Origin of the sequence: Clostridium ganghwense (assembly GCF_026735165.1) — a bacterium.
Taxonomy (GTDB): domain Bacteria; phylum Bacillota; class Clostridia; order Clostridiales; family Clostridiaceae; genus Clostridium_H; species Clostridium_H ganghwense.
The window spans coordinates 359042-383394 of record NZ_JAPQES010000003.1; the positions used below are offsets into that span (position 1 = coordinate 359042).

Sequence of the window (24353 nt, forward strand, 5' to 3'; positions counted from 1 at the left end):
TTAATATAAGCTGTCTGCAGTCAATATTTCAACTAATTAACTATGCAACATATTTTTTAATAAAATCAGGCATGGTATCCTTTTCAATACTGATATTTAGATAAAAATCAACATTATTTTTCTTTGCCAATCTTTCTATATTATAAAATAAATGTGCAGCATCTTGAAGATTTCCACCTACAATGTTAAATAAACCATCAATATATATGGTCCCAACATCATAATCTTCCGAAATAATGCCACACAAAAATCCATAAAAACTATTATAATTTTTTAAATTAAACTCATCTGTCGAAATAAATCGTATTCTTCTATCTAATTGCAATATATGTCTATTATCATCATCAATATAAACTATATTGCCCTTAGATACATTAATTTTTTCATTTGCGGATTGGATTAAAGCTTTTGTTTTACCTGAACCTTTCTTGTCACAAAAAACATGTAGCATGTTAACCACTCCTTTTAAAAATATTTTTATAAAAATTCTAATAAATATCTTTTATTTAATTATATAATATTCCGAATTTTCTTTCAATATTCTTCTTGTATAATATTTCATTTAAAGTTATTTATTCCCGGATAAATAACTTTAAAATTATTTTCCTTCAAAGAATTTATAAACATTACACTTCCATATTTTTTAAAGGCTTTTTTCATTCTTGAAAAACCTCTTCCAGATTGAATAAATCTTTTTTTCTGGTCTAATGTAATTAATTTTTCATAAATCCACATATTCCTTTTTATATAGTTGTGTGAAAAGCCATTCTTAGAATTCTTTATTAATATACCAGGGCTTATTACTCTAACACTGTTATAATCTATAACTACTTCAATTTCTTTATTTATAATAGTATAGTCTCTATACAAAACTGCATTTTTTATTCCTTCATAAACAGCTCCATATGGATAACTTTTAGGAAGAATGGATAAAAGCCACTCTTCACTTTTATCAAGCATTGAGATCAAATCTCCTTGAATTATAATTATTTCATCTAAATCTTTATTTACTTTATTTACTATCCTAATCATATTATTAGGAGTATATAAATAATTTATTTTTGAAAATACTAATAGTCCTCCTAAAGTAACATAATATTCTTTATCTTCTTCCTCTAAAAATACTATTCTCGTATGTTCCATAAAAGCTATTCTATTTTCATCGTTTATATCTATTCCGTGTAGTTTAAAATATTTATCTATTAATCCCACATCAAGACTATCTATTCTACTTCTTACAATAGGAGTAAATTCTATATTTAAACTCATGTTCTCTTCAAAAGCCGAAATTAACTCTTGTTTTCTCATTGTATCTGTTGTTGAACCACGTCTTATATAAAAAGCACCGTTTTCTCTAAATTGATATGGCTTCTGATTACTTTGAAAAATTGTAATTACTGCTACATCTTTATTTTGATAATTTATAACTTCTAAAGATATAGGAATTGGTGGTTCACATCTTGAACTTACAATCTGCTGAACTTGTTCTTCTGTAAAACTTAATTTTTCAATCCCTATAACTCTTTTTGTTTTATCTTCAATTCCAATAATAAGATAACCTCTTCCCCCTTTGGAATTAGCTATTGCACATACATCTTTTGCAAACTCTTTTCTTCCACTTTCCATGCTTAAATCTATTTCCTGTTTAAAATCTAATTTAACACCTTCATTCCTTTTAAGAAGACTTCCTAATTTTTTTTTATTCATTATATCCCAACCCTCAATTTCCTGTTTATTATATATTATTCAAAAAAAGACGATGAATTACACATCGTCTTTATTTATTCACAACTTTATTTTTACCTGTTTTTTTGGCAACATACAGCCTTGCATCAGCTACACTTATAACATCCTGTAAATTTTCTCCATCTATAGGATAATAGCTTATACCAAAACTAGCTGTAATTGAAATTTGCATATTACCATAAATAATAATATTTTTACTTATCTTTGATCTTATATTATCTATTTTTCTATATACTTCTTCAATATCTTTTGAATATTTTATGTAAATGACTATTTCTTCTCCACCATATCTTGATACAATATCATTCTTATCTATATTATTCTGTATAATTTTAGTTGTTTCCTTTAAAACTTTGTCCCCTAATTGATGTCCATATAAGTCATTAGCTTTTTTAAAATTATCTAAATCTACCATAACTATGGCAAAAGTTCTCTCAGAAATTCTTTCTATTTTATTTTCCAATAAATCAAAAAAATATTTTCTATTATATATTCTAAGCAGTGGATCCCTTATAGCATTTTCTCTTATCTGATTATATAAAGCATTATTTTCTAGTGCAATAGCTATTTGATTTGCTATAGTAGAAATAAATGTTATGAGATCATGTCCAAAAAAATTATAAAGAGCATGTTCTACTATGATATATCCAATAAATTTTTCTCTTAAATTTATAGAAACGCCTATTAATGAATGAATTTCACTTTTTTGTGAATCATGAAAAAACAAAGGAGTTTTAGAATTCATAATAAAAGGATTACCATTCATTAATTCTTTATAATCTTCTTCACCATCATAAAATTTCTTTTCTTTATTATTAATATTAGTCGCTTTTATAACTAGTTTATCATCTTCCATCAAGTAGATAGAAGAATAAGTAGCTCCTAATATTCCTATTATCATATCATTTATCATTGGAATCAAATTTTCATCACTTAGGTATGAATTTATATACTTAGTAATCTCTACTATATTAGTTATTGCATCTAATTTTTTTTCCAATTTTGCATTTCTCTCATTAATAATTTGAATATTACTTTCTGCAAAATTTTGATATGTTTCAAATTCATCTTGTAATTTTAAATACTTTTCTTCATAATATTGACTATTAAAATCAGCATCATATTTACTCATAAAGTCTCACTTTCCCTTAGAATTTAAATTATCAGTTTTAATTACCTAATACCATTCTACACTAAAAATAAAATTCCTTCTACATAAGCAACTGTATATTTATAAAAATACAATTATATAATATGCACATATATAATACTCTCAATCGCTTAATTATAAATAAAGCTTGCTAACAACAATCCTAGCTTTAGTTCACTACTGAATTGTTTAGCAAGCTTATATGTTATAGATTTATTTTTATAATATAATGCTGTTTTTATAAATTATAAAGAAATATTAGCTTTTTTCAATGCTCTTTTTAAACTTATACTCAAAGGTAATCCTATAACTATTCCTGCAACTACTTGTGATATATTACCAGGTATATCCTTTATAGCTATAATGAACGCTTCATTTAAGGTAGCTGTTTTAAGCATAATGAATCTTGCCATAGCTACTCCACTTAAATAATAAGCTCCTATCATAAATATACCTGCAACACAAAACGCAAATAAATTATTCCATGGATTTTCTCCCTTATAATTTTTTCTGTATGCAATGCTTCCTGCTATATACCCCATTACACCCTTTATTACAAAAGTAAATGGTGCCCAATGTCCATACCCAGTTAAAATATCGAATAAAGTCATTCCAATAGCTGATGAAACAGCACCTTTCTTTTTCCCTAATAAAATTGCTGCCAAAAATATCATACTATCTCCTAAATGAACTACTCCCATAAAGGATGGTATATGAAACATAGCTGTAGCTACATATGTTATAGCTGCCATCATACCAACTTGTATAATATAATTTACTCCTGTTGAACTAATTCTTAAATCCTTATGTTTATTTTCCAACATAACCACCCCCATCAAATTTTCCTTTCATTTTTTAATTATATGTAAATATGAACTTATTGCAAATGTATCGATACAACCCATACAATAAAACAATTAATAATTAACTTAAACTTTGTCAATAATAAGTAATATAAAATTCTTGGAGGGTTTATTATGAATTTTCTTAGGTGGTTAGGAGGATTTATCCTTTTATTCTGGCTAATTGGCTTAATACTTAGAATTGGCGGAACTGCAATAAACATTTTACTTATTTTTGCAGCTATAATTTTTGTTTCAGATGCTTTATTTGGCAAAAGAAAATCAATGTAATTTTTAAACTCATGAAGCTCTTGCTTTAGTTTCATGAGTTTAAGTACATTTTGAGAGGAGTGAAGGCTGCTTAGTGTAGCATATATGATGATATTAACTTCGGGAAATACTTACTGGAACTCTATAAGCAAAGGATATAAACGCTATCCTACATTAAATTGTAATCAAGAATGTGATGTTGTAGTTATTGGTGGAGGTATAACTGGTTGTTTAACTGCCTATTATCTTTCTCAATATAATATAAATACAATTTTACTTGAAAAAAATTTAATAGCAAACGGAAGCACAGCAGCTAGCCCCTGTCTTTTAGAATATGCAATAAATACAGAATTGCATAACCTTATAAATCTTTTAGGAAAAGAAACAGCTATTAGAGTTTATAAATTATGTCAAAAGTCTATTGATGATATTGAAAATATACTTTATAACATAAGGCTGCATTGTGATTTTCAAAGAAAAGATAGTATATACTTATGTAGTGATTCTAACAATGAAAACATTATGAAAACTGAATTTGAGCTTAGAAAAGAATTTAATTTTAATGTAGAATATATGGTCAAAAAAGAAATAGAAAATAAATTTTCTTTTTCTTTTCCTTGTGGTATATACTCTAAAAATTGCGGTATACTTGATCCTTTTAAATTTTGTCATGCTCTCTTAAAAGGTTCATCTAAGAAAAATACCAAAATATATGAAAATACCTCTGTTGTAAATTTCGATTACTACTCAAACAATATAAGGATTAATACAAATAATGATTGTCATATTTATTGTAAAAAAATAGTATTTGCTAATAATTTTACAGCTCATAATCTCCTTAAAGATACATCTGTTGTAAAATTAAAGACTATCTATTCTATGGCTACTGAACCTTTAACAACTTATAATGGATGGTATGAAAAATGTTTAATTCGTGAATCTTATGATCCTAATTTTTATATTAGACCTACTGGAGATAATAGAATTTTAGCTTGTGGATTTGCTGATGACTTTAAGTCTAGTAATTACTGTGCAATAAATATAGAAAGAAAAGCTTTTAATATACTAGAAAAATTAAAAAACTTATTTCCTTATATAGATAATCTTAAACCAGATTATTGTTGGTGTGGAACCTTTGGAGAAACTAAAGATAGTCTTCCTTTCATTGGAAAACACCCTAAGTTTCCTCATTGTTACTTCAATTTAGGTTTTAATGAAAATGGAATTTGCTACAGCGTCATAGGAGCACAGATTATAAAAGACCTTATTTTATATAATAATAATCCGGATGCTAATATATTTAGCTTAGACAGAAAAAGCTTAAAATAAAACAAAAATTTAAAGAACCTAAATATAGAATTTTATCTATTTATAGGTTCTTTTTAATGTTTTTTAATTTAGTTTTTAATTATCCATTGTCATCTGTCAAATGGAGGCTGCATTACAACATTCCTATTCTCCACTTTTACCTATATCAGATAGTACAAGACCTTTATTATGATCAAGTGCCCAGCTTATTCCCCAGTCATTTGTGAATAATAATAAGTCGTTATCTTTTAAGTCTTTTACAACCTTTGTATCACTTGTTACACTTAAATTCTCTGGTTTTATTTCTGTACTTTCAATCCATCTAATATTTCTAAAAGGTAATCTTTCAATTTTTATATCAACATTATATTCATTCTTCAATCTATATTCTAAAACTTCAAATTGCAGTACACCAACAACACCTACAATTATTTCTTCTACTCCTATATGAAGTTCTTTAAATACCTGAATAGCACCTTCTTGAGCAATTTGAGTTATTCCCTTTATAAATTGCTTTCTCTTCATAGTATCTACTGTCCTTACTCTTGCAAAATGCTCTGGAGCAAAACTTGGTATTCCTTCAAACTTAAATTTATTAGAAGCAGGACATAATGTATCACCGATTCCAAAAATCCCTGGATCAAATACACCAATAATATCTCCTGCATAAGCTTCTTGAACAATTTCTCTATCTTCTGCTAAGAATTGCTGTGGTTGAGTTAATTTAATTTTTTTACCTTGTTGAACATGATATACATCCATACCTTTAGTAAATTTACCAGAGCAGATTCTCATAAATGCAATTCTATCTCTATGAGCTTTATTCATATTTGCTTGAATCTTAAATACAAATGCTGAAAAATTATCATCATAAACATCTACTTTACCTTTATCAGAATTTCTTGGTAACGGTGGTGGAGTAAGTTTTAAAAATCCTTCTAGAAATGGCTCTACACCAAAGTTAGTTAAAGCACTACCAAAAAATACTGGTGTAAGTTCTCCAAACTTAATTTTTTCTAAATCAAATTCTTCTCCAGCTTCATCTAAAAGCTCTATTTCTTCAAGTAATTTTTCATGTAAATCTTGGCCAATTAATTCTTTTATTTTTTCATCTTCTAAAGAACCTTCTAAAATATTTACTTCACTTTGACCATGGTTTCCACCTTCAAAAACTAATACATGTTTTTTTGCTCTATCATATACTCCTTTAAAATTAGCTCCACAACCTATAGGCCAGTTCATAGGATATGATTTTATTCCAAGTTCAGTTTCTAACTCTTCTAGTAAATCAAATGCATCCTTAGTTTCTCTATCCATCTTATTTACAAAAGTAAAAATAGGTATTTCTCTTAAACTACATACGTGGAATAATTTCCTTGTCTGTGCTTCTACCCCTTTGGCTCCATCAAGAACCATAACAGCACTATCAGCAGCCATTAATGTTCTATATGTATCTTCACTAAAATCTTGGTGTCCTGGAGTATCTAATATATTTATACAATGATTTTCATAATTAAATTGCAAAACTGAAGATGTAACGGAAATTCCTCTCTGCTTTTCTATTTCCATCCAATCTGATACAGCATGCTTTGAAGCTCTTCTAGCTTTAACAGATCCCGCCTCACGAATTGCTCCTCCATATAACAAAAGTTTTTCTGTAAGTGTCGTTTTACCCGCATCTGGGTGAGATATTATAGCAAAAGTTCTTCTTTTCTCTATTTGGTTTATAAAATTCGCCACTTATTTCTCCTCTTTCTCCTATATTTTTTACTTTCCATTATGATTTTAACTTTATTATATATAACTGTCAAACATAAAAAAGGTTTGCTGTAACTGCAAACCTTACGCCTCTTTTTCAATTTGATTCAAGCCAATTATATCCATTATATTTCTAGCTCTTTCTCTTGTTGAGCCTTCTATAACAGTAAAAGGTATGTTCTCTGCAATTAAAAAGTGCTTTATTGCCTCATCAACTTTTTTTGCTATTTCTTCATCCTGCCATCTCACACCATCTTTTAAATATCCAAATTCCCTTGGAACAAAGAATATGTGATCGTATTTAGGAATATCTTTTAACGCTAAACAATATAAATCTTTTAATATTTCAATTTCTTTTTTAGTTCTTTTCTTATCTCCAAGCATAAATCTACCATATATATAAGGAACAAAAGTTGCATAATCTGTTATAGCATAATCAAAGCCATTTAATTTTTCTTCTCTCATCATTTGTCCTAAATATATGCCATATTGTTCTGAAATTGATTCAATCATACCCTTATCACTAAGATAATCTGTAGAATATTCTGCTTCAGCACCTACTGATAATCCCATTATTTTCATATCAACATATAATTGCTGTATAAGTGTAGTTTTACCACAACGTGGTCCACCTAATATCGCTATTCTTATAGGCATATCCTAACCTCCAAAATAAATTCATAACAATCTAAATTATATCAATTTAAATATAATATTTCAACTTAAACTAAAATTATGTTAACACTAAACAATTTCCTTTATTTTTTAATAAAATTTTGTACTATTTGTGTTAAAATATAAACTTGTATAAATACTTATCTAAACTCTTTAGGGACTCTCATGTTCCCACATATTATTTGGATAACTATTTTAAATTAGAAATTGTTACAATTTATTGATTAATGTAGAATTCTATAAACAATTACTAACTATACATAATAATAGAATCGGAGGTATATATATGTACAAATTAATTGCATTAGATATGGATGGAACATTATTAAAAGAAGATAAAAGTATATCTGAGGAAAATTACATAGCCATTAAAAAAGCTAAAGAAAAAGGGGTTAAAGTAGTTTTATCAACTGGAAGACCTCAAAAAGGAATAGAAAAATATTTAAAAGAATTAAATCTTCTTTCTGATGAAGATTATTGTGTAACATATAATGGTTCTGTAATTCAAAATACAGGAACTAATGAAATACTTTATAAGAAATTATTAACTTGTGAAGATGCTCATTACTTATATGACTTAAGTAAAAAACTTGATATAAACATTCATGCCTTAACTACAACTTCATGTATCGCTCCTAAATTAACTAAGTATACTGAACTCGAAGTTACTATGAACGGTATTAATTTTGAAGAAGTAGATTTTGCTACATTAACAGACTCTACACCTATTGTAAAAATCATGTTAATAGACGAACCTGAAAAACTATCCGAAGCAATAGAAAAACTTCCTGAAGAAGTATACGAAAAATATACAGTAGTAAGAAGTGCACCTTTCTTCTTAGAGTTTCTAGATAAAACTGTGAATAAGGGAGCTGGCGTTAAAGCTCTTGCAGAAAGCCTAGGAATAAACCAAAATGAAGTCATTTGCATGGGAGATGCTGGCAACGACCTTCATATGATTAAATATGCAGGATTAGGTGTAGCTATGGGAAATGCTTTTTTAGAAGTAAAAAAAGCTGCTGATTACATTACTTATACTAATGAAGATGATGGTGTAGCTCATGTTATAAATAAATTTATATTAGATAGCCCTAATTTCTTTATAGAAGATGACGAATCAGAAAATGACCAAGCTGTATAATTTTAATTAGTTTCATTACTACTAAGTAATTATAGGAGGGTCAATATGTATAAACTAATAGCAATTGATATGGACGGTACATTATTAAAAGATAATAAAACCATCTCAAAAAAAACTTACGATGCTATTCAAAGTGCTAAATCCAAAGGAGTTAAAGTGGTGTTATCTACAGGACGACCTATTCAAGGAATAGAGCAAAGTTTAAAATATTTAACTTTAACAGGTAATAATGATTATATTGTTGCCTGCAGTGGAAGTGTTGTTCAATGTGTAGGTACTAAAAAGTTTTTATTCCAAGCTAAATTTTTAAAAAAAGATATAAAATATTTATATGATTTATCTAAAGATTTAAATATAACTTTAAATGGAATGACCTCAAATTATCTTTTAACTTCAAAATTAGATTTTACAACTAAAATTGAATCGCACCTTGTTAACCTTCCTATAAAACTTGTAGATTTTAATAACATAAAAGAAAATTTAATAATAAATAGTATGGCTTATATTAATGAAACTCATAATTTTATAAATAAATTAAAATCTTTTTATAACAATATAGATATAAACGACTCAAATTTAGAATTTTTAAATACAGATGATGATTTATTGAGTGATTTAAATAACCTACCTAGTGAATTACGCAATAGATATACTTTATTAAAAACCTCTAACAACTCTTTAGAAATATTAAAAAAAGATGTTAATAAAGGTACTGGAGTTGCAACTATTGCAAAAAAATTAGGTATAAAAAGAAAAGAGATTATTTGCATAGGAGATTCTGGAAACGATATTCATATGATAGAATTTGCTGGTCTTGGAGTTGCTATGGGAAATGCCTTTCCCGAAGTAAAGGAAATAGCAAATTATATAACTCTCACTAATGAAGAAGATGGAGTTGCACATGTTATAAATAAATTTATATTAAAAAAATAGAAAAACTGTATAACTCCATAAAATAAAAGTACAAAATAAGTTGATAAAAACTTATTTTGTACTTTTATTTTATTACTAATTATTTATTTTTTAGGTATAAATCCCATTTTCTTTTGTACCTTTCTAAGTGTCTTATTAGCAACATAATTTGCCTTTTCAGTACCATTTTTATAGATACTTTCAAGGTAAGTTTTATCTGAAAGTAATTCCTTAACTTTCTTTTGAATTGGTTCTAATTCTGAAACTATAGCTTCAGCAACATCTTTTTTAAATTGAGCATATCCTTGACCTTCATATTCTTTTTCAATATCTTCTGGAGTTTTTCCTGTAATTACACTTAAAATAGTAATTAAATTTTTAACCCCTAGTTGCTCATCTGAATATTTAACAACACCAATACTATCTGTAACAGCTCTGCTTATTTTTTTTCTAATAACTTCTGGTGGATCCATTATAAGAATATAAGAGTTAGCATTGTCAGATGACTTAGACATCTTTTTAGTAGGCTCTTGTAAATCCATAATCTTAGCTCCTGCTTTTGGTATATAAGGATCTGGAATCTTAAACGTAGGACTATATGCATTATTAAATCTTTCTGCTATATCACGAGATAATTCTAGATGCTGTTTTTGGTCTACTCCAACTGGTACTAAATCAGTTTGATATAATAAAATATCTGCAGCCATTAGTACTGGGTAATTAAAAAGACCTGCTGCAATATTATTGCCATATCTTTGTGACTTATCTTTATATTGAGTCATCCTACTTAATTCACCCATATATGTATTACAATTTAAAAGCCATCCTAATTCACTATGTGCTGGTACATGGGATTGTATGAACAATGTATTTTTTTCTGGATCAATTCCTGCCGCAATATATATTGATAGCACTTCTAGAGTTCTTCTTCTTAAATCTTTAGGTACTTGTCTTACCGTTATTGCATGTAAATCAACTATACAAAAATAACAATCATATTCATCTTGAAGCTTAACCCAATTTTTTAGAGCTCCTAAGTAATTTCCTATAGTAAGCTCTCCCGATGGTTGTATTCCACTAAAAATGACCTTTTTTGCTTCTTGTTGTTCCATTTGGTATCCCTCCAGTTTAATTTTATAATATGTAAAATTTTATAATTATAAAAATTTTTAATAAATAAAAAGCCCTACACAACATTTTTTGTTATATAGGGCGTATTATACACGCGGTACCACCTAATTTCGAAAAGCTAAAACTTTTCCTTCTTTCAGATACACTATGATATCCTGCCTTTATAACGTAAGGCTAACGTCTCAAACTACTTAATTTTCATTTTGAATCTCCAAGACCCATTCAGCTTAAGCATAATTATTGCAATCTCACCATCTACAACTCTCTTTAAATCTGTTTTTAAGCTTACTTACTTCTCTTCATAGATTTTGATTCTTACTTTTTTTATATGATATTCTTATTATAAGTTTTTGTCAAGTCTTCATTACTTTTATTTTTGCTCTAATTTTCAAATTTATTTCATTAATTATTTTCTTTTTTAGTGGAATACTAATTTTTGAAGAGATGAATTGAGAAAGGGGTTTAATAATTATGCCTAAGAATAAAAAAAGAAATGTACAAGAAACTATGCAAAATAATACATCATATGGTCCTCATGAAAGAGGCTTTTTTGAAGAAAAACCTAAAACTATAAAAGCTCATTCAGCAGTTGATTACACAGAACTTCCAGACCCTGTACGAGACCCTATAGTCTCAAATGACATATCAAACGCTGAATTTGACTATACCTATAATGGTGGTGACGATATTTAAAAATTTAAATAAGGAACTCTATTATTCCATGGAGTTCCTTTGTTAAAGTTATAATTTTTTTATCCATATATTCATATCTTCTAATTGTCCACATATATGACAGTGATTTATAAGACGTCCACCATACTCATATCCATGCTTTGAAAATACAATATTCATACCAGGAGAAATAGCTCTAGCCATACTATATAAAACCTTATAGTTTGTTTTTTTAAGCGCTTCCTCGAGTTCGTATATAAGTCTTCCCATAAGTCCCTCACCTCTATACTGCTTTAGTGTTGCACAATCAGTCATTTCTGCATTTAAATATCTTGAGTCCATGTCAGCAGAAGCAGAACTAATAATTTTATCATCCCAAAGTATTAGTTTAAATAATACATCATTATTAATTGCTGATTTAATAAACTTCTCATCATGTAGGGGTGTAGGATATGTTTCAAAAACTTCATTATATAATTGTGTCATTTTAAATACATCATCTTCTTCAGCTGTTTTTATAGTAAATTTTTTATCCATAGGATAGTAATACTTTTCATCTATATATTCTCTTGCTTTGATTAATATTTCTTCCTCTTCTGGAATGCTAATACTCATTTTTCTTTTAGTTGTTAAAAACTTAGAAAGAAAATATCCAGATTTTCCATTTAAAAAATTATCAATTTTTGCTTCCATAATAAAACCTTGTTCTTTAAACTTTTCTATATCTTCCTCAAGAGAAATATAAAAAATTTTAGCAAGTTCATGTTCCTCAATCAATGGCTTTAACTTTTGTAACAATTCTTTTAAGTCTCCAGTCAATTGAAGAATTTTTATTCTTTTATTAAAAGTATCAACTTTTATTTTTGCATTACCACTATTAAGTGAAATCATTTCAGTTGTAGGTGTATCTAGTATCATAAAATCACCTCTCAATTTGCTAAATATATTCTTATTTTATATGTTTTAAATGATTACTCTTGTAACAATATTTAAGCAGACATGAAAGATTGATTTTAATATATGCTTTTTTTAATCAACTTTTCATGCCGCTAATTTATTTACAACACTATTCTATACTTTACCAACAAGTGCCATCTCAGGTTGAAGAAGAACTTCTACGTGGTGAACTCCTGATCCCATGTATGGAATTATATTATCTTCTAATACCTTGCCATCCATTTTTACTTTATTTTTTTCACCTTTAGTAACTTTTATAATATACTTACATTCTCCCCTATTATACTCAATTTCAAATTCTCTCCAATCTTTTGGAACAGTAGGCTCTACAACAAAACCTTTTTCTCCTCTGAATTTAAGTCCAAGAATTCCTTCAATAGCTACTCTATACATCCATCCAGATGTACCTGTATACCAACTCCAACCTCCTCTTCCTATATGAGGTTCTCTACCATATACATCCGCAGTCATTACATAAGGTTCTGCTTTAAATCTTTCACATTCATAATAAGATTTTGTATGATTTATAGGATTTAGCATATTGTAAATTTTCCAAGCTTTATCTCCATAACCAAGTCTTGTCATTGCAAGAACCACCCAAGTTGCTGCATGAGTATACTGTCCTCCATTCTCACGTACCCCAGGAACATATCCTTTTATATAACCTGGTTCTTCTCTACCACTTTCAAAAGGAGGTGTAAGTAGGAATACCATTCCTATATCCTCTTTAATAAGATACTTTTCTAAAGCATTCATAGCTTCTTTAATACGAGTCTTATCTCCTGCATTTGAAATCACAGCCCAAGATTGTGATAAGGAATCTATCTGACACTCATCATTTTCGATAGAACCAAGTGGAGTTCCATCATCAAAATATGCTCTTCTGTACCAATTTCCATCCCAAGCATTTTTCTCTAAATTTTCCTTTATAAAATCTTTCATTTCATCATATCTTTGTGTTCTATATTCATCGCCTCTTACTTTACATATCTCTTTAAAATTATCTAGTATACTGTATAGGAACCATCCAAGCCATACGCTTTCACCTTTTCCTTTATTTCCCACTTCGCTCATTCCATCGTTCCAATCTCCTGAACCCATAAGAGGTATATTATGAGGTCCAAATCTTAAACCTCTTTCTATGGCTTTTATACAGTGTTCATAAATAGATCCTTTTTGTTCTGAGCGTTTAGATATAGTATATCTTTCGTCCTCACCCTCGTCTAATGGTCTATCTTCTAAATAATATGCTTCCTCATCAAGTACACTATAGTCTCCAGTTCTATTTATATAATCTGCTGTTACATATGGAAGCCATAATAAATCATCAGAGAATCTAGTTCTTATACCACTATCAACTCCCGGATGCCACCAATGCTGTACATCACCTTCTAAGAATTGTCTAGAAGCACTATAAATTATATGATCTCTAGCCATCTTAGGATCAACATATGCTGCAGCCATCACATCTTGAAGCTGATCTCTAAATCCATAAGCTCCTCCTGATTGATAAAATGCACTTCTAGCCCAAATTCTACATACTATAGTTTGATATAATAACCATCCATTTAACATTATATCCATTGTTTTATCAGGAGTTTTTACCTTAATTGTATGAAGTAATTGTTTCCAATAATTTTTAACATTATCTAATTCTTCTTCTGCCCTTTTTTTATTTTCATATTTTTTAATTACTCTCTCTACAGCTTCTATACTCTCATCTTCTCCAAGCATAATTAAGAGAGACTTTTCTTTTCCCGCTTTAATACTAAATTTTACATTTTCACAAAGACAAGGATCATAACCTCCTCCTACTGAGTTAGAAAGTCTAATTCTTTTTAAAGCTTCTGGTTTCTCTATACTTTTTCCTCTTCCTATAAATTCTTTTCTATTTCCAGTAAAACTTTCTTGTTCTCCTCCTACAACCTTTAAATAAGCATGTAGATTTCCAAAGTTTTCACTATATGGATTCTGAGCTGAAATATATTTTTTCTTACTATTTAAAGAAGTGGCTATATGAGTAGCTGTATGTTGTGGTACAACCCCTAAAACAGTCTGTGCAAAATAAGTTAAAGACATCTTTCTATCTTCTTTAGAATTATTTTTCAAAATAATTTTACACAATTTAACATTGTCTTCTTTAGGTACAAACATTGTCATTTCTCCAATTATTCCATATGCCTCATGCTTAAAATTGGAATATCCAAAACCATGCTCTATAATATACTCTCCACTATCTCTAATAGGTTTTGGTGTAATACTCCATACATCTCCAGTTTCTTCATCTCTTAAATAAGCAACTTCTGAAGGCGTATCACTTACCCAATCATTTGACCAAGTTGTTATCTTATTTTCTCTACTATTCTTATACCATGTATAAGCTGATCCACTTTCTGAAACATGAAATCCAAAATTCCTATTTGCAATAACATTTATCCATGGCGCAGGAGTATTTCTTCCATCCTTTAAATGAATAACATATTGATCATTTTCTAAATCAAAACCTCCTATGTTATTAAAATAATGAAGTTTATTTACATTAAAATTATAAGGTTTGTATACGTGTTTCTTATTAACAACAGGCAGAAGTTCCATATTTTTTTTCTGTTTTTTCTCTGTTTTAATCTGACTTACAACAAGACCTTTATCTCCTTCTATAACTATTCTGGCAATAGCCATCAATAAATCAATATCTTCCTTTTCAATAGTGGCCTTATTATTTAAAAATACTCCTCCTGACTTGTTTTGTTTGTCTCTCGCATGACTTGTTGCAATTAAATCTCTAATAGAATCTTGAAGCGGCTGTGTATATGCTGTTTCCTGTAAATTTAATATTATAAGATCAACCTTCAATCCTTTTGTACTCCAATATTCATGAGCATTCAGCATTTGTCTTACTACATCTTTGTGTTTTTCTTCTTTTATAGTTACAAGAACAATAGGTGTATCTCCTGATATACCATATTTCCATAAAGATGGCTGACTTTTTTCCACAGTTTTTATATATTCTGAACGCTTCTCATACAATGGACTTAAATATAGTATCTTAGAAGCCATCGATTGATAAAGATTAGCCTGTGGTGCTTTTATACCTAAATACTTCATTTCAACTATATTTTGTGTCCAAGCAAGTTCAAATACTCTATTAATATTATTAAACTCACTGTACTTTTTAGCAAGCTCAACAGCGTTTTCTTTTGAATCAGCAACTGCTGTTGTATAAGCAAGTATACAAGTATCTCCTGGTTCTATTCTTACTCTCTTTCTTATACTTATTATAGGATCCAGTACAGCTCCTACAGTATTTTGAAGAGGAGTATCTCCTTCCATAGCACTAGGAAATGTTAAATTTTTTCCTCTCCCTATAAAGTTAACTCTACTAGTTTCATATTGTACAGTTCCTACAGAATTTCCATCTAAAGCAATAGTTTGAACAACAAAAGGTTTTTTCTTTCCTTTTGCTCTTGGTCTTCTATTAGCAATAATACACTCAGGATTTTGAATAAACTCTGTTCTTATAAAAAGATTGCTAAAAGCAGGATGTACTACATCTGAATTTAAAGGAGCTAACGTCACTTCGCAATAACTGGTTATTTCTATATTTTTAGCTTCATTTCCATGATTAGTAATAGAAATTCTCCTTACTTCTGCATCATCTTCATTAGATACTGCAATCTCAGTATAGGTCGCAATATCATTATCCTCTCTTTTGAACTCAGCTTTATCTAAAGAAAAGATAACCTCATACTTATTACCTTCATTTTTACAAGGTTCATAAGCTGCACTCCAATATTTATTACTCTTAACATCCTTTATATAGAAGAACATTCCACTTGCGTCTAAAGTTACATCTTCCTTCCATCTATAAACTGTCATATCATCTTTTTTACCATATCCACTTCCACTATTAGAAATCATTAATGAATAACTTCCATTAGATAATAACTGTGTATGAGGAGTTTCTGTAATAGCTGTATTGTATTTTCTAGCTATTACATTTTGTCTATCATAAGTTACATCTGAAACTTCAAATCTCTGTTCTCTTTCATAAATAATCCTATTTGGAATTTTTTCTTGAAGTAATAATTCTGTTGCCTTTACCTTTGGAATATTATGAAATCGTCTTTGAAGGATATTATCTTTTAATACATTATCTAAAGCCATTAAGCTCATTCCTTCATGATGAACCATAAAACATTTTACTATACAATTTTTATTCCCCTTTGGTATTCTATCTTTTGTATAATCTACAGCTTCATAGAAACCATATCTTCCCTCTAATCCTTCAGCTATAAGTCTTTCCATATTTCTTATAGAACCTGGTGTATCTACTTGAAGTGCCATAACAGTAGAATATGGTGAAATAACAAGTTCATTGCTAAGTCCTCTTTTTAAGCCTATACCAGGTACGCCAAAAGCTTTATATTGATAGTTCCTACTTACATCAAAGCTTCTAAAAGCTGATTCTGATATTCCCCACGGTGCTTTTTTTCCTCTACAATATCCTTTTTGTCCTTCTACAACAGCTTTATAAGTGGCATTTAAAAGTGTATCTGGATAAGATTTCATAATTAATAGAGGCATTAAATATTCAAACATAGTTCCACTCCATGAAACTAACCCTTTACGTTTTCCCATTATTGTCATAGCTCTTCCAAGCTTAAACCAATGTTTTTGATCTACATCTCCTTTTGCAATAGCCATAAAACTTGCTTGCCTTGCTTCTGAAGCTAATAAATCATAGTAACTCTTTCCTAAGCTATCCTTCTCAATATCATAACCAATAGCAAATAAGCCTCTCTTTTTATCATAAAGCATTGTAAAGTCTGTATCTCTAGCAATACGGTTAACCATATCTTTAAGTTTATCTATTTTTACCAATACTTTTTCAATCTCTACTTTACTATTTTTTAATAATTGACCCAAATCTTTATCAAACTTCTTACATTCTTTAGCTATATTATCTAATTCTTTATTAAAACAATTTAATGGATTCTTTAAAGCTAAAGTATTTAATTTATCATATACTTCTCCTATTTCTTCTTTTTTTTCATTTACCAAGTCTATCCATGGTAAAATTCTCTGCATCTCACCCAAAGCTTTAGCTACAGTATTCTTTACTTTGTTATTCCAATAAAGTTCTGTATCATTTTTAGATTTTTCTATATCAATAGCTTTACTCCAAATATCAGAAAGTATTTTCTTCCAAGATACTATATCTAAATTATTATTTTTAATTTTATTTATTATATCTGCATAGGTATTTTTTAACCCTAATTCTTTTTCTAATTCCTCATCAGCCAAAGAAAGAGTATCACATATACCATTCATCATGTTACTATTTATAGATGAATTGCTTTTATATTCTTCTAAGTTTTCTGCTATAACCCATAAATAACCAACTAAATTCCCACTATCAACTGTTGAAATATATTTAGGATTAAGTGGACTCATAGTTTCAGTATTATACCAGTTATAAAAATGTCCTTTGTATTTCTTTAGTTTTTCCATACTATCCATGATATTACTTATTCTTTCTAAATTTTCTTCAAGTCCTATATATCCTAAATCATAAGCTACCAAATTAGAAGTTAATCCCATAGCAATATTAGTAGGAGATGTTCTTGATGCAATACCATTAGGTGGATTCTCTTGATAGTTATCTGGAGCTAACCAATTATCCTTTTCATTAACAAAATCCTCAAAATATGCCCAAGTCTTTCTACTTATTCTTCTTAGTATTTTTTCTTGACGGTCTGTTAATTGAACTTCTTTATCCTTAATATCTTTACTTACATAATAAGCTATATAAGGACTTATAAACCATAAAGTACAAGATGGAATCATAAATAATCCAGAACTTATAGATTTTAAAAATGCTATTGTAAGTATACCTGCTGAAATTAAACTTCCAGTCCACATAGATGCTATATAATCCTTTAATTTTTTTCCTGATTTTGCTTCCACATCAGCAGCAGTCTGCCATTCTAAAAGATTTTTTTTGCTTATGACTAGTCTATAGAGAGTTCTAACTATTGCATCTACCATTAAGTATGCTGTATAAGGTAAAAAACAAAATATTAAAAATACTTGTTCAATAGCAGTTTTTCCACTGTTAATTTTTCCTGATAAACTAATTCCACGAATTGGTGAAACAACAGTTTCACTTACATCAAAAAGTAGTGGACTTATTAAAGCTAAAATTGCTGCAATTATCCATTTATCAGTTCCATCTGGTAAAAAGTTAAAGGACAAAGCAAACAAAATCATGATTGAAGGTGAAAGTAAGCTTCTTCTTAAATTATCAAGCATTTTGAACCTAGACAACGGTCTTAAAGATTTTTTATTTTTAAACCAAGGAAGTAATTGCCAATCTCCTCTAACCCATCTATGAAGCCTTTTAGTACTAGCATTGTAGTAAGCAGGATATCCATCTATTAACTCTAAATCAGTAATCAAAGCACATCTAGAATATTCTCCTTCTAATAAATCATGACTTAGTATTGAGTTTTCAGGAATTTCTCCCTTTAACATATAATTAAAAGTATCAATATCATATATTCCTTTTCCTGTAAAAATACCTTCTCCAAACAAATCTTGATATACATCTGATACAGCAGTAGTATATGTATCTATACCTGTTTCTCCGGAAAATATTCTTGAAAACCATGTTTTATTTGCACTAATAGTACTTACTCCTACTCTTGGCTGCATTATTCCATATCCTCTAAAAACACGTTTTCTATCTTTTTCAATATGAGGTATATTCAAAATATGTGCCATTGCTCCTACTAACTTCTTTGCTGTATCTCTAGGAAGTTGTGTATCACTATCTAATGTAACAATATATTTTGCCTTTTTAAGTTCACTGATATTTCCACTTATCACATCATAACTTGTTTTTTTACTTCCTCTGATTAGGTCATTAAATTCCATAAGCTTTCCACGTTTTCTTTCCCATCCAAGCCATTTTCCCTCTTTTTCATTGTACTTCCTATATCTACTTAAAAAATAAAAAATATCTTCTCTACCTTTAGAATATTTTTCATTCAACTTCTTTATCTCTTGTAAAGCCACTTCAACTATTTCTTTATCTTCTTTTTCTTCTTTTTTGCTGCTATCCTTAAAATCACTTAAGAGAGCAAAGTATAAATTTCTATCGCAATTAGCTAAAAAATATACTTCCATATTATTCACTAATTCATGTACCTTTTTAACATTATTTATAATAGTAGGAATTACAACTATGGTTTTATTTTGTTCTCCCATTCCTTCTCTAAGCTCTAACTTAGGAATAAATCTTGGAGTAGTTAAGTGATTAACACTCCAATTTAATATAGATATTACAATTTCACTACATGGAATTACTAAAACCACACCTGCTATAATATATTTCCATAGCACTCTTTCAAAATCATTAATATAACTTAGTGATATAAATATCCCCATAGTTATTGCTGTAAATAAAATTATTGTTCCAATATAATATCCAACAGCATGTTTTTTAATATTATTCCTAATTTTATTTATGCCCTTATTTTTAAATCCAGCTTTTGTTTTTAAACATTCTAAGCCTTTATCAAGAATATAATATCCTACATGCTTTTCATATTCTTTTCCTTGTATTTCCTCTGCATCAACTGCACATTCAATAGCTTTTTTGGCTATAAAGGACTCTGGCTTTCTTGTTCTTTTAGAAAGCTTTTCTACCATATGCCTATAATAATCTCTAGATTCAAAATCCATCTTTTCATAAATTTGAGCTGGATCTTTTATTAAGATATTTTCTACAAAACTAAGTCTCTCAAAACTCTGTCTCCAATTTAACGCCTCTACCGCTCTAATTGAACTAATGGAATTTCCCATTGCAAACTGGTAATCAGCCTGTTTATGATGTTCCAAACTTATTACTTTTTCTGAATTAGTCTCTTGTACTTCTAACTTTTCATCTATCCATTTATATACAGCTTCCACATCAATTCCATTATCTCTTAGAACCTTTAAAAGCCTTTCAGTAAAATGAGAGGTAAACATTATATCTTCATTAGCTATCTTTTCTAATTCCTCTTCTATTCTTTTATCAGCTAAAGCATCAATTAATCTATCGGATATTACATCAGCTCTTCTTTTTTCTTTTTGAGCAAAAACTATATTTTCCGTAATCTTACTTATATTTTGTATTAAAGCTATTCTAAGCATTATAGGTAGAGCCCAAATTTCTCCAGTTGTAAGAACAGTATTCGTCTGATATGATTTTACAAATCTTTCTATAGTCTCCTCATCTATTCTTCCATCAGTATGAGATACTAATTCAACAGCAATATGGTATATTCGCGGATATCCCATCATTATTCCTTTATCAATTATAGGTAAATTTTTATAATATTTTTCTGGCATGCTATACTTTATATGTTTATATTCTTTTTCTATTAGATATAAATTATCCAAAAGCCACTCTGCTGCTGGAACAACTTCCTTTTTCTCCCTTACGTCTTTGTCAATATATTCATATCCATTTATTATTGTATTGTAGCTTTTATCCAAATTTCTTATGAGTTTTCTTTTAGAATTAGTGTTTTTTGTACTTGAATAGTGATTAGCTATTTCAACAGCATGCTTTTCTAAATCTTCTCTATTCACATCTATTACAGGCATATCTTCTAAAATATTTTTTTCTCTTTCATTATCCCTTTTAAAAATTATGTAAATTGCTGCTACCACTATAAGTATAAGCCCTATTATATAAGCTATATAATTCATTTCAGCCACCCCTTCATTATGTTTATCTCATTTATTGATTAAAAATTTATGCTTGATTATTGTTCCCAAAAATATATAATCTTAAACAAAAAATAAACAAAGGACATATACTGTTCTCTTTCAGCATATATCCTTTATTTAAAATATATATTTTATTAAATTTGACTGTCAATTTATTTAAATTTTAAAGATGCACTTCATTTAATATTAAGTCTTCATAAGATTGGCGTCTACAAATAACTTTAGCCTCTCCATTTTTAACTAAAATTACTGCTGCTCTTGGTATCTTATTATAATTACTAGCCATAGAATATCCATAAGCTCCAGTAGTTAAGACAGCAAGAATATCTCCACTTTTAGCCTTTGGTATCTCTACATTATTTAGTAATATATCTCCTGATTCACAACATTTACCTGATACAGTGACTTTTTCCTTACAAGAAGTACTCGTTCTATTTGCTATTACGCATTCATATTGTGCATTATACAATGCAGGTCTAATATTATCAGTCATTCCACCATCTACTGCTACATATTTTCTAACCTCTGGAATTTCTTTTATAGACCCTACAGTATATAAAGTTATTCCTGCATTACCAACAATAGACCTTCCTGGTTCTATTGTAAGCATTGGTAATTTTATATTAAATTCCTCTGCTTTTTTATTTGCTTCTTCAAGTATAGCTTCACAAAAGTTTTCTGGTTCACAAGGGTCATCCCCCTCTTCGTAATAAATTCCAAAACCCCCACCTAAATCCAATTCCTTTATTTCATAACCTAATTCTTCCTTAATATCTTTAATCAATGCCATCATTATATTCACTTCATCACGATAAGGTTGAATATCAAAAATTTGTGAACCTATATGACAATGAAATCCCATAAGTTCAATATTCGAAAGCGAATTTGCTTTTTGTACTGCTCTCATTGTCTCATTTTCCAACAATGTAAAACCAAATTTAGAATCTATTTGTCCAGTTTTAATATACTCATGAGTGTGTGCCTCTATTCCTGGTGTTATTCTTAAAAGAATTTTTTGAGTTTTATTATATTTTCTAGCTATCTCATCTATCTTTTCTATTTCATAAAAGTTATCTGCAACAAATCTTCCAACTCCCAATTTAATACCCATTTCTATTTCTGCAGGAGTTTTATTGTTTCCATGAAAATATATTTTTTCCATAGGAAAATTACTTTTATGAGCTGTATATAATTCTCCTCCTGAAACTACATCTAAGCACAATCCTTCTTCAGCTATAATTTGACACATAGCTATAGTTAAAAATGCCTTTCCAGCATAAGCTACTCTATTAATTCCCGCTTTTGCCTTAAAACTTTCGTAATACCTTCTACAGTTTTCACGAATAAGTTCTTCATCCATTACATATAAAGGAGTTCCAAATTCCTTTGCTAACTTAATAGTACTCATTCCACCTATATATAATTGATCATTTTTTGTCTCCATACTTCCAAATAATTTCATTTTATAGCCCCCATTTTAAAAATATTTAAAGATAAAATTCTTTTGCTGCAATTTCTATTGCCTTTGTCTTATCCTGCTGACTTATTGCACAAGTAATTCTGATTTCTGATGTTGTAATCATTTTTACTTCTATATCATTTTCACTAAATACCCTAAACATTTTAGCCGCCACCCCTGATGTATTTTTCATACCTATTCCTACTACAGAAAATTTAGTTACATCATCATCAATTGATATATTTTGCATTTTGGAAAAATTCTTAATAATCTCCATACACTCTTTCTGTTCATCTCTTGGAATAGTAAAAGATACATTCACTTTACCATTTATAGGTGCTGTTTGGCTTATCATATCTATATTTATTTTTTTACTTCCTACAGATTCAAATAAGTTAGAAAGTATATTTATATTTGCATCTATATCTCTTAAAGTTACAGCAATATCATCATCACTTGTTGCAAGTCCAGTTATCGGTTTGCTCTCTAAATTCATCTTATTTACCCCCTTGATAATTGTTCCTTTAATATCACTATTACTTAACCCCACATATATTGGTATTTCATATTTTTGTGCAAGCTCAATTGATCTTGAATGCATAACTTGCGCACCTAAACTTGATAATTCCAGCATCTCCTCATAATCAATAAAATCTAATTTTTTTGCATTTTTATATTTTCTAGGATCTACACTATAAATTCCATCTACATCAGTATATATCTCACATATACCTTTAAGTTTAACAGCAAGAGCAACTGCTGAAGTATCTGATCCACCTCTTCCTAAAGTTGTAATATCCCCTTTTTCATTAATTCCTTGGAAACCTGCTACTATTACAACCTTTCCTTCTTTAATACTCTCTACAATTTTAGTAGAATCTATATCATCTATTAAGCATTTTCCATATTGTCCTTTTGTTTTAATACCTACTTGATAAGCTGTATAACTTACTGAATCATATCCTAACTCCTTAATTGCCATAGATAATAGAGCACATGACATCATTTCTCCTGTAGACAAAAGAACATCTAATTCTCTTTTATCTGGATTATTTGAAATCCCCTTAGCTAAGGTAATTAAATCATCTGTAGTATCCCCCATCGCAGATACTACAACTACAAGATCATCCCCCTGTTTTTTTCTTTTAATTAAAGTTTTTGCAATATTCTTAATTTTTTCCGTAGAAGAAACAGAACTTCCTCCGTATTTTTGTACTACAATACTCATGTACTAAGCCCCCTGATTTATAGTTGATATATGACAAATGTCAATAGTATTAGCCCCTTTTAAATATTTGTATAAATAATAAAAAAAAATAATTGCAGCAAGGAACACTCCCGCTGCAATTATAAATAATATCCGCAACTCAGTGTACCTTGTAGCTCTTCACGTAAATGCTTACGTGACAGCCCTGCACATATTTTGTGCAAAGCCAGAAAATAAATTTACCAATTTATTTTCTTCGGCCGTAATTCCTTTCTTCACTCATCAAAGCTTGCCAGCTCCGAATAAATACTCTTAATTACAGCACCTCTACCCTAGGCAACTAA

The 24353-nt window shown here is 28.9% G+C and carries 16 protein-coding genes, 1 riboswitch and 1 other annotated feature; of the genes, 5 read left to right on the forward strand and 11 right to left on the reverse strand.

The genetic code is table 11. From position 1 onward, the window contains the following. Positions 1-40: 40 nt before the first annotated feature. From OXH55_RS10780 to OXH55_RS10795, 4 genes are all read right to left on the reverse strand, one after another. Positions 41-451, reverse strand: a complete 411-nt coding sequence (locus OXH55_RS10780; protein WP_268049955.1) for a hypothetical protein — start codon at positions 449-451, stop codon at positions 41-43. Between the two features lie 107 nt (positions 452-558). After that, complete coding sequence (locus OXH55_RS10785; RefSeq protein WP_268049956.1) at positions 559-1707, reverse strand: AlbA family DNA-binding domain-containing protein; 1149 nt, start codon at positions 1705-1707, stop codon at positions 559-561. Positions 1708-1777: 70 nt separating this feature from the next. Continuing rightward, complete coding sequence (locus tag OXH55_RS10790; protein ID WP_268049958.1) at positions 1778-2878, reverse strand: sensor domain-containing diguanylate cyclase; 1101 nt, start codon at positions 2876-2878, stop codon at positions 1778-1780. Positions 2879-3141: 263 nt separating this feature from the next. Then, positions 3142-3717 carry an ECF transporter S component gene (locus OXH55_RS10795; RefSeq protein WP_268049959.1) on the reverse strand — a complete coding sequence of 192 codons (576 nt, stop codon included), beginning with the start codon at positions 3715-3717 and terminating at the stop codon, positions 3142-3144. 156 nt (positions 3718-3873) lie between these two features. Here OXH55_RS10795 and OXH55_RS10800 point away from each other — a divergent pair, with 156 nt between their 5' ends. Together OXH55_RS10800 and OXH55_RS10805 are read left to right on the forward strand one after the other, a co-directional pair. After that, positions 3874-4029, forward strand: a complete 156-nt coding sequence (locus OXH55_RS10800; RefSeq protein WP_268049960.1) for a DUF5670 family protein — start codon at positions 3874-3876, stop codon at positions 4027-4029. 84 nt (positions 4030-4113) lie between these two features. Next, positions 4114-5337, forward strand: coding sequence for an NAD(P)/FAD-dependent oxidoreductase (locus OXH55_RS10805; RefSeq protein ID WP_268049961.1), 1224 nt, complete (start codon positions 4114-4116; stop codon positions 5335-5337). A 123-nt stretch (positions 5338-5460) separates the two neighbouring features. Here OXH55_RS10805 and OXH55_RS10810 read toward each other — a convergent pair whose 3' ends face one another. After that, positions 5461-7056 carry a peptide chain release factor 3 gene (locus OXH55_RS10810; RefSeq protein ID WP_268049962.1) on the reverse strand — a complete coding sequence of 532 codons (1596 nt, stop codon included), beginning with the start codon at positions 7054-7056 and terminating at the stop codon, positions 5461-5463. A 102-nt stretch (positions 7057-7158) separates the two neighbouring features. Further along, positions 7159-7731 (reverse strand): ATP-binding protein, encoded by a 573-nt coding sequence (locus tag OXH55_RS10815; RefSeq protein WP_268049963.1) that lies wholly within the window; start codon positions 7729-7731, stop codon positions 7159-7161. A gap of 304 nt (positions 7732-8035) precedes the next feature. Between OXH55_RS10815 and yidA the strand changes: the two genes are divergently transcribed. Both yidA and OXH55_RS10825 read left to right on the forward strand, forming a co-directional pair. Next, positions 8036-8890 (forward strand): sugar-phosphatase, encoded by an 855-nt coding sequence (gene yidA / locus OXH55_RS10820; RefSeq protein ID WP_268049964.1) that lies wholly within the window; start codon positions 8036-8038, stop codon positions 8888-8890. Between the two features lie 45 nt (positions 8891-8935). Beyond that, positions 8936-9823 carry a Cof-type HAD-IIB family hydrolase gene (locus OXH55_RS10825; RefSeq protein WP_268049965.1) on the forward strand — a complete coding sequence of 296 codons (888 nt, stop codon included), beginning with the start codon at positions 8936-8938 and terminating at the stop codon, positions 9821-9823. 83 nt (positions 9824-9906) lie between these two features. Here the strand turns inward: OXH55_RS10825 and trpS are convergent, their stop codons facing one another. Further along, on the reverse strand, positions 9907-10914 hold the full coding sequence (gene trpS, locus OXH55_RS10830; RefSeq protein ID WP_268049966.1) for a tryptophan--tRNA ligase: 1008 nt from the start codon (positions 10912-10914) through the stop codon (positions 9907-9909). A gap of 93 nt (positions 10915-11007) precedes the next feature. Next, positions 11008-11245: a binding site (T-box leader), on the reverse strand. Positions 11246-11404: 159 nt separating this feature from the next. Here trpS and OXH55_RS10835 point away from each other — a divergent pair. Beyond that, positions 11405-11626: a hypothetical protein gene (locus OXH55_RS10835; RefSeq protein WP_268049967.1), complete on the forward strand. Its 222-nt coding sequence runs from the start codon at positions 11405-11407 to the stop codon at positions 11624-11626. Between the two features lie 48 nt (positions 11627-11674). On the opposite strand, the gene ablB is transcribed toward OXH55_RS10835, so the two are convergent. The 4 genes from ablB to OXH55_RS10855 all read right to left on the reverse strand — a co-directional run bounded on the left by ablB (position 11675) and on the right by OXH55_RS10855 (position 24030). Continuing rightward, positions 11675-12523 (reverse strand): putative beta-lysine N-acetyltransferase, encoded by an 849-nt coding sequence (ablB, locus tag OXH55_RS10840; protein WP_268049968.1) that lies wholly within the window; start codon positions 12521-12523, stop codon positions 11675-11677. Positions 12524-12676: 153 nt separating this feature from the next. After that, a complete protein-coding gene (locus tag OXH55_RS10845) occupies positions 12677-21322 on the reverse strand; it encodes a GH36-type glycosyl hydrolase domain-containing protein (RefSeq protein ID WP_268049969.1) in 8646 nt (2881 codons plus the stop codon). Positions 21323-21506: 184 nt separating this feature from the next. Next, the gene (gene lysA / locus OXH55_RS10850; protein ID WP_268049970.1) at positions 21507-22805 is read right to left on the reverse strand and encodes a diaminopimelate decarboxylase; all 1299 of its coding nucleotides are present in this window, start codon (positions 22803-22805) and stop codon (positions 21507-21509) included. A 25-nt stretch (positions 22806-22830) separates the two neighbouring features. Beyond that, complete coding sequence (locus tag OXH55_RS10855) at positions 22831-24030, reverse strand: aspartate kinase (RefSeq protein ID WP_268049971.1); 1200 nt, start codon at positions 24028-24030, stop codon at positions 22831-22833. A 144-nt stretch (positions 24031-24174) separates the two neighbouring features. Beyond that, a riboswitch (Lysine riboswitch) is annotated at positions 24175-24347 on the reverse strand. Between the last annotated feature and the right edge of the window lie 6 nt (positions 24348-24353).